Origin of the sequence: Asticcacaulis sp., assembly GCF_020217185.1 — a bacterium.
GTDB lineage: Bacteria > Pseudomonadota > Alphaproteobacteria > Caulobacterales > Caulobacteraceae > Asticcacaulis.
This window is the reverse complement of sequence record NZ_JAIWNX010000143.1, coordinates 1-10000: the sequence shown is the minus strand read 5'-3', so window position 1 is coordinate 10000 and position 10000 is coordinate 1. Positions and strand designations below refer to the sequence as shown.

General features: G+C 62.1%; 10 protein-coding genes. 7 read left to right on the top strand and 3 right to left on the bottom strand.

Features of this window, described 5'->3' with window-relative positions; genetic code table 11:
• Window positions 1–210 precede the first annotated feature (210 nt).
• Window positions 211–789, bottom strand: coding sequence for a hypothetical protein (locus LDL37_RS06970; protein WP_290795966.1), 579 nt, complete (start codon window positions 787–789; stop codon window positions 211–213).
• A gap of 243 nt (window positions 790–1032) precedes the next feature.
• On the opposite strand from LDL37_RS06970, the gene LDL37_RS06965 reads away from it, so the two are divergent.
• Genes LDL37_RS06965 through LDL37_RS06950 form a run of 4 tightly spaced genes read left to right on the top strand, consistent with a single transcriptional unit; the run spans window position 1033 to window position 4808 of the window.
• Window positions 1033–2364 carry a hypothetical protein gene (locus LDL37_RS06965; protein ID WP_290795964.1) on the top strand — a complete coding sequence of 444 codons (1332 nt, stop codon included), beginning with the start codon at window positions 1033–1035 and terminating at the stop codon, window positions 2362–2364.
• 9 nt (window positions 2365–2373) lie between these two features.
• The gene (locus LDL37_RS06960) at window positions 2374–3459 is read left to right on the top strand and encodes a DUF2336 domain-containing protein (RefSeq protein ID WP_290795962.1); all 1086 of its coding nucleotides are present in this window, start codon (window positions 2374–2376) and stop codon (window positions 3457–3459) included.
• Window positions 3460–3507: 48 nt separating this feature from the next.
• Window positions 3508–4044: a hypothetical protein gene (locus LDL37_RS06955; RefSeq protein ID WP_290795960.1), complete on the top strand. Its 537-nt coding sequence runs from the start codon at window positions 3508–3510 to the stop codon at window positions 4042–4044.
• Window positions 4041–4808: a hypothetical protein gene (locus LDL37_RS06950; protein WP_290795958.1), complete on the top strand. Its 768-nt coding sequence runs from the start codon at window positions 4041–4043 to the stop codon at window positions 4806–4808. The genes LDL37_RS06955 and LDL37_RS06950 overlap by 4 nt, the downstream gene beginning before the upstream one ends.
• A 104-nt stretch (window positions 4809–4912) precedes the next feature.
• On the opposite strand, the gene LDL37_RS06945 is transcribed toward LDL37_RS06950, so the two are convergent.
• Entirely contained in the window at window positions 4913–6253 is a 1341-nt protein-coding gene (locus LDL37_RS06945) for a hypothetical protein (protein WP_290795955.1), read from the bottom strand.
• 100 nt (window positions 6254–6353) lie between these two features.
• The gene (locus LDL37_RS06940) at window positions 6354–7238 is read right to left on the bottom strand and encodes a LysR family transcriptional regulator (protein WP_290795953.1); all 885 of its coding nucleotides are present in this window, start codon (window positions 7236–7238) and stop codon (window positions 6354–6356) included.
• Window positions 7239–7591: 353 nt separating this feature from the next.
• On the opposite strand from LDL37_RS06940, the gene LDL37_RS06935 reads away from it, so the two are divergent.
• The 3 genes from LDL37_RS06935 to LDL37_RS06925 form a co-directional block, all read left to right on the top strand.
• Complete coding sequence (locus LDL37_RS06935) at window positions 7592–9136, top strand: carboxyl transferase domain-containing protein (RefSeq protein WP_366509222.1); 1545 nt, start codon at window positions 7592–7594, stop codon at window positions 9134–9136.
• Window position 9137: 1 nt separating this feature from the next.
• Window positions 9138–9917: an enoyl-CoA hydratase/isomerase family protein gene (locus LDL37_RS06930; RefSeq protein WP_290795949.1), complete on the top strand. Its 780-nt coding sequence runs from the start codon at window positions 9138–9140 to the stop codon at window positions 9915–9917.
• Window positions 9914–10000, top strand: an 87-nt coding sequence (locus LDL37_RS06925; RefSeq protein WP_366509221.1) for a biotin carboxylase N-terminal domain-containing protein, incomplete at its 3' end; no start/stop codon positions are given. The genes LDL37_RS06930 and LDL37_RS06925, both read left to right, overlap by 4 nt.

Below are 10000 nucleotides of genomic sequence, written 5' to 3'. Positions count from 1 at the left end.
CGCGGAAGACGACGAGGCCTCGGACGAAGACGAAGACGAAGACGACGAAGACGAAGAGGACGCCGTTTGCGGCTCAGTGGTCTGGGCCCAGACGCTGGTGCCCATCAGGGTCAGGCTCAGGCAAAGCGCCATGACCGTTTTCGCGTTGATGTTTTTCATAAAAGTAACCCCCATTTGTGGCTTTTGAAAAAGTGTACGATCCCGCCATGCCTATTGTGAGGCGGGCGGTATAGCGGGCGTGAAATCGGCCGCCAGCTTGGCCGAGGCCCGCGTACCGGGCAGGGCCTCCATATGGCCGCCGGTCACCGCCAGACCGAACACGCCCACGGCAATCGTGGTCGCCGCAGACGCGCCGGCATTGTCCCTGGCTCCCAGCCCCAGCTTGAGCGCGCGGATGGGGATTTGACGGCCTTCGAATTCGAGATAACGGGCGGCCAGCACCAGCTTTCCGGGCTTCCCTCCCATGCCGGGCTTACCCGTATCGACCACCTGCCCCTTGCCGGGCGTGCCTTCGGGTATGGCCACGGCGCCATTCAGCAGCACGGGTTCGGCCAGCTTGAGCGGGAACATGTCGCCGACCGTGGCGCTGCGCGTGGAGACCAGCTCGATGATTTCGACCACGATCGGCGTGCCATTGGGCACCACCGCCGCAGCCGGGACCGCCACGGGCTCAGCCACCGGGGTAGCCGTCGTTTCAGACGGCGGGGTTTCGGTGGATTGCGCCCACACGGTCACAGGCACAAGCGCAGTCAGCGCCGCCAGAACAGCCGCAGTCAGGATTTTAGGCATCTGAAAAAGTCTCCCCCGGTCGTCCTTCGCCGTTTCCGGCACCCCGCTCCGGCACCCCGCGCGCGTTTTAACAGACTATCGGGCACCTGCAAATCGTTTTCCGCACCCAGCCGCCGCTGCGGAGCCCCCTCGTAAAGCACTATTATACCCGCTGGCCGCCAATATCGGCGTTCCATTAGGGCAATATTAAGCGGCAGAGCTTAGGTTAAGGCCGTTGCAACCTTACCGGAACCCGCGCGCCTGATGACCCGCACCCGTCGAACCCGTCTGTCTGCCCCGTCTCAGGCTCTTGTGGGCGTGGCCCTTTTGAGCCTGAGCGTCCACGCGCCCGCCCTGGCGCAGACTCAGGCTCAGGCGCGCCTGTATCTCGACTGGCCCGGCAAGCGCGCGCCGCAAGAATCGACACCGCCCGCGGTCCCCGAAACAGCGCCCGCTACGCCGCTGCAACACGCCCTGCCCAATGCCGCCACGGGTCAGCCGGGCTTTGACATCCCGCCGTCGCCCTATGGGCAGGTCGGCAACCCCTATCGCCACGAACTGAACTGGCGCGGCAAGACCGCTCCGGTCAATGCGCAGGCCACCGCGCCTCAGACGGCCCAGCAAACCGCACCGAAGACCGAACTGGCCTCCAACTGGACGCCGGTGCCACAATCGCGCTTTGACGCCCCCCGCCGCCCTGCCCCTGTACCGGCCACGGCCCCGGCTCAGCCTGCTCCTCAAAAGGTCGAAGCCGCCCCGCTGCCGACACCCCGGACGCCCGAAACCATTCCGGCGCGCGTCGCCAATCCGGTGCCCCTGCCGCAGCCCAAGCCGCCCGTCGTCAGCGCCGAAACCGTCGCGCGCGAAACCGCGCCGGTGGCCACGGTGAAACCGGCCCCGACTCCGCCGGTTCCGACGCCGCCGGTTCAGGCGCAGGCCGAGCCGAAACCCCAGCCTCCGGTTCAGGTTCAGCCGCAAGCTCAGCCCCAGCCGCGTCCCGACAGCGGCTACCGTCTGCCGGCCAACAGCAAATATGCCGGTCGCGTGTCGCCGGAGCTGGAGGGTCGCCCGGCGGTCCCCGCACAGGCCGCCGCGCCCGTAGCGCAAAAGCCGGACGCCCCTAAAGCGCAGGCCCAAACCGCCCCGCAAACCACCGCTGAGGCCAAACCGGCCGCAACCGCCCAGACTCCGGCAGCCAAGACGCCCGCAGCAAAGGCTTCCGCGCCAAAAGCTGGGGCGAAAACCGCAGACACCAAAACCGCCGAAGCCAAACCGGCGGACGTCAAGACCGCCACCGCTCCGGCCGCCACCGCCCCTCTGGCGCAGGCCGCTGAGCAGGAATCGGCCGAGCCCTACACACCCTTCGTACCGGGCAGCCGCGCCACCACGGCGTCGCAGGCTCCGCGCTTCTATTCGCTGCACCGCGCCTATGGCTATGAGCCCGATCCGGCCCCGCACACGGGCGGCGATCTGGCAATCGACCCCAATGCCGTGCAGACCCCGGCTCAGGGCAAGGCTTCTGAGACGTCAGGCTCCGGGGCGACCAGTAAAGCTCAAAAGACCGACCCGACACCCGCCAAAGACAAGACGCTTTAAGGCTCCGCCATGCCCTCGACCCTGCACCACCTGATTGATCTGGCCAAGGAACCCTCCTCGCAGAAGCGCCGCGAACTGCTGCGTCAGGTCACCACCGTCTTCATGGCCCACCCGGAACAGGTCGAAGGGCCTGAGATGGCCCTCTATGACGAAGTGATGAGCCAGTTATCGTCCGAAATGGAAACGGTCGTGCGCGCCGAAATCGCGCGCAAGCTGGCCGAAGCCAAGGTCGCCCCGCTGGGGCTGCTGCGCCGTCTGGCCTCCGACGATATCGAGGTCGCCGAAGCCATTCTGGTCCGCTCAAAAGCCCTGACCGAAAGCGACCTGATGCACGTCGTTTCGACCAAGGGTCAGGACCACCTGCGCGCCGTCTCACGCCGCGAAGAGGTGCCGGAATCGGTGTCGGGCGTCATCGTCGATCGCGGCGACGACACCACGGTCAACACGCTTTTGCGCAATGACGGAGCCCGCCTGTCGCGTGCCACCAACGAGGTGGTCGTTCAGCGCGCCCAGACCAGCCCCGCCCTGCACGACGCCATCGTCAACCGCAAGGACTTCCCCATCGACCTGATGAACGACATGTATTTTGTCGTCGAAGCCCGCCTGCGCGAACGCATCATGCAGGAAAACGCCCGCGTTGATCCGGCGGTGCTGGAACAGGCCCTGTCGAAGTCGCGCAATACGGTGGCCATTGCCCACGGCTCCTTCCCGCCCGACTATGAAAAGATCATGGCCGAGGCGGAAACCCTCTATAATAATCAGAAACTGACCCCGGCCCTGCTGGCCCGCTATATGCGCGATCCGAACCCGACCTGGTTCCTCTGTGCGCTGGCCATCATGGCCGATATCGACTTCCTGACGGCCAAGCACGTGGTGGACAAGCGCGAACTGGACGCGCTGGCCATCGCCTGTAAGGCCGCCGATCTCGAAAAGTCGCTGTTCCTGACCTATGCCATGATCATGCTGGCCGCGCAGGACAATGCCATGGGCAAGGCCGCCGAATACGGCAAGCTCTATGAGCAACTGCCGCGCGATACGGCGCTGCGCACCATCCGCTTCTGGCGCATGCGCCGCGCCGAAGGCCACGCGGCATAAGGCAAACAGCTTGCGCTAGGGTTGATTCCATGTTGATCTAATAATGACATGGAAATTTCAGAACTTGACGCTCAAGCCTTACTTACTGCGCCGAAAACATTGGTGCAAGGAAGAGGCTGGATCAGAAAAGAAAATAGAACAGGACGAGATGCGGTCTTAAATTATGAGGCTCGCATCATGGTTGAAACCTCTTTACCGCAAGGGCTGCGGTTTAGGGTGTCCTTCTTTCCTACAGGAAGCGACAATGCAACTTTTCAACTGGAAATACAACCTGAAGCGACGCGCGGGGTACTCTGGCTTTACAGATTGGAATGGCGGCCTAAAACTGGCCATGCAAATGGCTTTCAGGGGCCTCCAGAATTGCAGGGGCTTATTTTCGCTCCCGGTGAAACGCATGAGCATATATGCACTGACCATATCGCGCCTATTGAGCGGCGCATATTGAAACCTGGTGTCTGTGCTGCCCGGAAAATCCATGTTGATTTTACGGATTATATCTCAGCATTGAACTATGTTTGTGATAAACTCAACATCATAAACCGGGAGGAAATTCCTCCGAGAAACACACAAGCGGAACTAATATGATGATCGCTCTCAACGACATCACCCAACAAGTTTATACAGCAGTATCGAAACTTATTTCGGTTTACGCTGATGGCGGAGCTGTAGTCGTTTCTGTACCTGTTTCATATCCAAGCGGATCATTTGCTGCAATTCGCATTAATAATTCTGGAGAAGGCGTAATTTCTGTTTCAGATGGCGCGGTAGGTCTTCAGGAAGCCATCACAGCAAGCGCTGGAGATTTTTATCCGGGTTGCGCCAAAGCCGCGTCAGAATGGTATGGAATCGATTATGACGGTGCCGACTTGCATCTCGTCAATATAGATATATCGCGTGTTGCAGGAGCCGTTTCCGCAGTTGCTAATGCCTCAGTCATGGCGGCGTCTCGTGCAATTTCCAAGGCAATGGATGCGAAAGAACGGTCGAAGAACTGGGAGTTGTTCGGTATAGTATCCCAAGTTTTTGGTGCTCAAAATGTGGCAAAAACCGCCGACATTAGTGGCAAAGATGCGGATTGGGAGGTTCACAACCTTGTACAATTTGAACACAATAAGGCGGTTTTTGAGTTTGTAAACAAACACCCAAACTCTTTGGCAAGCACCTATATGAAATATTCCGATATTTCTAAATCTGAAGACCCGCCCGCTCTTGTTTCTGTCGTAAGTGCCATTGAAACAATTGGCGTGAAAGGCGGAATGCTGTCAGACGTTTCCAGCATCATTGAACTACGTTCAGAACCTAATCTCTATAGGCAATATGCAGCAAAGCAATATGCGCATTTACAATGAATAAGAACGTCTAACCAACAGAAACATTCAAAATATATTTTAGTCTCTATGCTATTTCATCGGACTGCGTAAATCGCACCCGATAACATATAGAATTTGTTAAGCTAATCCCCCGACCGCACGCGGTTGAGGTTTTCCAGTGCCGTTTCGGCCAGCGACTTCAGACCGTGTTCCACGAAAATCTCGTGCGCGGCCTCCAGCGCATAGGCGGCCTCGGCGCGATCCAGCATAAAGCCGGTAATGTCGCCGCGTGCCACATAGAGACGCCCCAGATTGGTCTGAAGGATGGCCCAGCCGACCGGGTCTTCGCCCGGCTTGACCTGACGCAGTTCCGCCTTGAACGCCGCTTCGGCGTCTTCGAGCGACAGGAGATCGCCCTTCAGCTCGGCCCGGCGCGCCAGACAGGCGGCGCGGTTATTGACGATCTGCGCACGGATCGACAGAGGCTTGGCCAGCGCCTTGGACAGGGCCAGATCGAAGGCCGCCACCGCCTGTTCGGCCAGTCCGTCCTCCTGAATCAGCTCCGACAGGGCCTGTAGCGCCAGGGCGCGGAAATGCGTCTGCGCCACCCAGTCGAGCGGCGTGTGTTCATAGGTCACCACCTCTTCCGGCGGCGTCAGAAGCGCGATGCCTTCGCTGATCATCTGCGGCTGCCCGTCGATCTGCCCCGCCCAGACGTGGGCCAGCGCCAGACGCTGAGTCACGCGCACAAAGGTCACCGGCTCATAGTCAGCATCAAGCCGCGCCAAGAGCGCCGTCAGGTCGTTGATGACCGCCGTCATCAGCCGGCTATCGTGACGATCGAGCCCGACCAGCATCAAAAGATCGGCGCGCTCCAGCCGTGCATCGGCGGCGCTGATCTTGTCCTTGGCGGCCTTGGTCTGGCGCACCAGCGCGTCGAAACGTTCGATGGCGCGGTCGATATGGGCCATAGCCACCAGCGCCGGTTCAAGGTCTTCGCCAATGCCGTGCCGCACGGCCAGACGCGCCGCCAGCCGCCCTTCGGTCAGGGTAAAGGCCGCCAGTAAAGCCGCATCGCTGCCAATGGCGCCGCGCCCGGTGGCCACCAGCGTTTCGGCCGAAACCAGCAGTTCGGCGGTTTCAAACAAATCATAGCCCAGCAGGCAGATTTCCGCCTGCACCAGCGCCGCACTGGCGGCCTCGCTCAGGGTCTTGGCGGCCTTGCCCGCCGACTCCGCCGCCGTGGTGGCCTTGCTGAGCGCCAGGGTGTCGCCGGTGCGCCGCGCGTATTCGCGCCACACCAGTGCCGATTCGAGATAGGGCTCAAAGCGGCTGCGCGTCGAAACCCGCCCGCCTTCGACATCCAGGCCGCGCCCCTGCGTGATCAGCAGTTCGAGCGTCATCAGCTCATAGAGGCTCACATCGGGCTCATACCGCCCGCCCTGCCCCATGATGCGCCTCAGTTCACGGCCAAATTCAAACATGAAAACTACCCTGCGGCGCGGGTCACCCAATCGTCCCAGAACGGAACGTCCGGCCCTTGCCTCTGGGCTGTCTTGCAACTGTGTTGCCGCAAACCCCGCGTTACCGCAGCGGCGGCGCAAGTCCGGTCACATAGCGCTCAAACGCCGCGCCCATGAACGTCAGATGGTCCGGCAGGGCATGACGCGGGCGGAACAGGGCCACGGTGCGGCTATGGGTAAAGCCGTGCAGTGTGGTGGTCACCACCCCTTGCGCCGTATGGCTTTGCGGCACCACGGTCGCGCCGATACCGGCGGCCACCATGCGCAGCGCCCGCTCATCATTCGCCGTGCGATAGGCCAGAGGCGGGCGCACATTGCGGTCGGTGAAATAGCGGCTGGTCTCCGACAAAACCTCGCAGCGCGAACGCACGATCATCGGCTGATCCGAAAGGTCTTCGCCGCGCACCTGCGCCGCCCCGGCCAAAGCATGATCGACGGGCAGGGCCAGCACATAGGGCTCACTATATAACGGCACCGAGCTGTCGTCTTCGACGCGGCGGATCGACAGGGCGTAATCTATCCCCCGCTCGTCAAAACGGTTTAAGATCTCCTGCTCGGTGCCTTCGAACAGGTCGAACCGCCCGCCCGTCTCTTCGGTCAGGCCTGCGTCGCGAAAGCCTTTCAGCAGCCCCGCCACCCAGGCCCCGGACAGGGTCTGCAACACGCCAAGACGCAGGACGCGCGCCTGTTCGGTTTGTGCCAGTTCAGTCAGCGCCACATTGCATTCGTGCAGAATGGTCTTGGCGCGCGGCAGAAAGCGCGTCCCCGCCGTGGTCAGAAACACCCGCTTGTTGTTGCGGATAAACAGGGTGACGCCGAGCTGTTCCTCAAGGCGCTTGATCCCGGAGGAGAGCGACGGCTGGGTGATCAGGCAGGCTTCGGCGGCGCGCGTAAAGGAGCCCGTTTCGACCACGGCCAGAAAATAGCGAAGAAGATAGGGTTCCATTGGACACCTCCGCTTACATACCTCCCCAGCTTGCTGGGGAGGGGGACCGCACGAGGCGCGAAGCGCGAGATGCGGTGGTGGGGGCTTACGGACTCTCGACAAGCGCCGCATGTGGATCGTTCAAAAGATACCCCACCCCCACATCTCGCTCACTACGTTCGCTCGTGCGGTCCCCCTCCCTGACAAGTCGGGGAGGCATAGACAATCATAGATATCATCTATTCATTCTATTTTTATTATCAATTTTTCCAATGATCAAGAGCGGTGTAGGTTTCCCTTAAAGGAAACGCCCCATGCGCCTCACCAGCCAGATCGACACGAACAGCGCCGATTTCACCGCCAACAGCGCCCATATGCAGGGGCTGGTCGATGACCTGCGCGCCCTGACCGCGCGCATCGCCGAAGGCGGCTCAGACAGCGCGCGGCAAAAGCACGTGTCGCGCGGTAAACTGCTGCCGCGTCAGCGGGTCGATGCCCTGCTCGATCCCGGCTCGCCGTTTCTGGAACTGTCGGCGCTGGCGGCGCACGGCGTCTATGAGGACGAGGTGCCCGCCGCCGGGATCATCACCGGCATTGGCCGGATTGAGAACACCGAATGCGTGGTGGTGTGCAATGACGCCACCGTGAAAGGCGGCACCTATTATCCGCTGACGGTCAAAAAGCACCTGCGGGCGCAGGAGGTGGCGCAGATGAACCACCTGCCCTGCGTATATCTGGTGGACTCCGGCGGGGCCAACCTGCCCAATCAGGACGAGGTCTTTCCGGACAAGGACGATTTCGGCCGCATCTTCTTCAATCAGGCGCAGATGTCGGCCAGAGGCATCCCGCAGATCGCCGTAGTGATGGGAAGCTGCACCGCCGGCGGGGCCTATGTGCCGGCCATGTCGGACGAAAGCATCATTGTGCGCCGTCAGGGGACTATCTTTCTGGGCGGCCCGCCGCTGGTCAAGGCGGCGACCGGCGAAGTCGTCTCCGCCGAAGATTTGGGCGGCGGCGATGTCCATGCGCGCGTGTCCGGCGTGGTCGATCATCTGGCCGCCAACGACGCCGAAGCGCTTGCGATGGCGCGGCGCATTGTGCGCAATCTCAACCGCACAAAACCGGCGTCGCTGAAGCTGCGTTACAGCGTCGAACCGCTGTATGAAGCGCGCGAACTGTACGGCCTGATCCCCGTCGATAAGCGCATCCCGATTGATGTGCGCGAACTCATTGCGCGGCTAGTCGATGGCTCGGAATTTGATGAGTTCAAGGCGCTGTATGGCGAAACCCTCGTCTGCGGGTTTGCGCACCTGTACGGCTATCCGGTCGGCATTGTCGCCAATAATGGCGTGCTGTTTTCCGAGAGCGCGCAAAAGGGCGCGCACTTTGTCGAACTGTGCTGCCAGCGCAACATTCCTTTGATTTTCCTGCAAAATATCACCGGATTCATGGTGGGACGCAAGTACGAGAACGAAGGTATTGCGCGGCATGGCGCCAAGATGGTGACGGCGGTGGCCTGCGCCAATGTGCCCAAACTAACCCTTGTTTTCGGTGGCTCCTACGGGGCAGGCAATTACGGCATGTGCGGGCGCGCCTTCGATCCGCGTTTCCTGTGGATGTGGCCCAATGCGCGCATCTCGGTCATGGGTGGCGAGCAGGCGGCCAATGTGCTGGCGACCGTGCGCCGCGACGGCATCGAGGCGAAGGGCGGCACCTGGAGCGCCGAAGACGAGGCCGCGTTTAAGGCCCCGCTGCTGGCGACCTATGAGGCGCAGGGCCATCCCTACTACGCCTCGGCGCGCCTGTGGGACGACGGGGTGATCGACCCGGCGGATACGCGCCGCGTGCTCGGTCTCGGCCTGTCGGCGGCGCTCAATGCGCCCATAGAGCCGACGCGGTTCGGCGTGTTCAGGATGTAGGATGATGACCGCGCTTAAATTAGACCTTGCTGCCAATGGCATAGCCCGCCTGACGCTCAACCGGCCCGACCGGCACAATGCCTTTGATGAGGCGATGATCGGCGACCTGACGCAGACCTTTACGACGCTGGGGGCCAATCCTGCCGTGCGCGTCGTAGTGCTCAATGGCGCGGGGGAGAGCTTCTGCGCCGGGGGCGACCTCCACTGGATGCAGCGCGCCGCACAGAAGACCGAGGCCGAAAACGCGGCCGATGCGCTGGCACTGGCGACCATGCTGCACACGCTGAATGCCTGTCCGAAACCGGTGATCGGCCTGATCCACGGCGCGTGTTTTGGCGGCGGCGTCGGGCTGGCGGCGGCGTGCGACATGGTGATCGCCGCCCCCGATGCGCGCTTCGGCCTGACCGAGGTGCGGCTGGGCCTGATCCCGGCGGCCATTTCGCCGTTTGTAGTGGGAAAGATCGGCGCCTCGGCCGCCCGGCGCTATGTCCTGACCGGGGAACGCTTCAGCGCCGAAGAGGCCCGCCGCATCGGTCTGGTGCACGAGGTGAAGGCCGGGCTCGATGCCGCCGCCGCGCCGCTGATTGACGCCCTGCTGGCCAGCGGGCCTGAGGCCGTGGCCGATGCCAAGGCGCTGATAAGCGACGTGTCGGGCCGCCCCGTCGATGACGACCTGCTCCGCCTGACGGCCCGACGTATCGCGAAGCGCCGCGCCTCCGACGAAGGCCGCGAGGGCATCGCCGCGTTTCTTGAGAAGCGTAAACCGGGGTGGGTGAGATGATGTTCCGCAAACTCCTCATCGCCAATCGCGGTGAAATCGCCTGCCGCCTCATCCGCACCTGTCAACGGCTGGGCATCAAGACC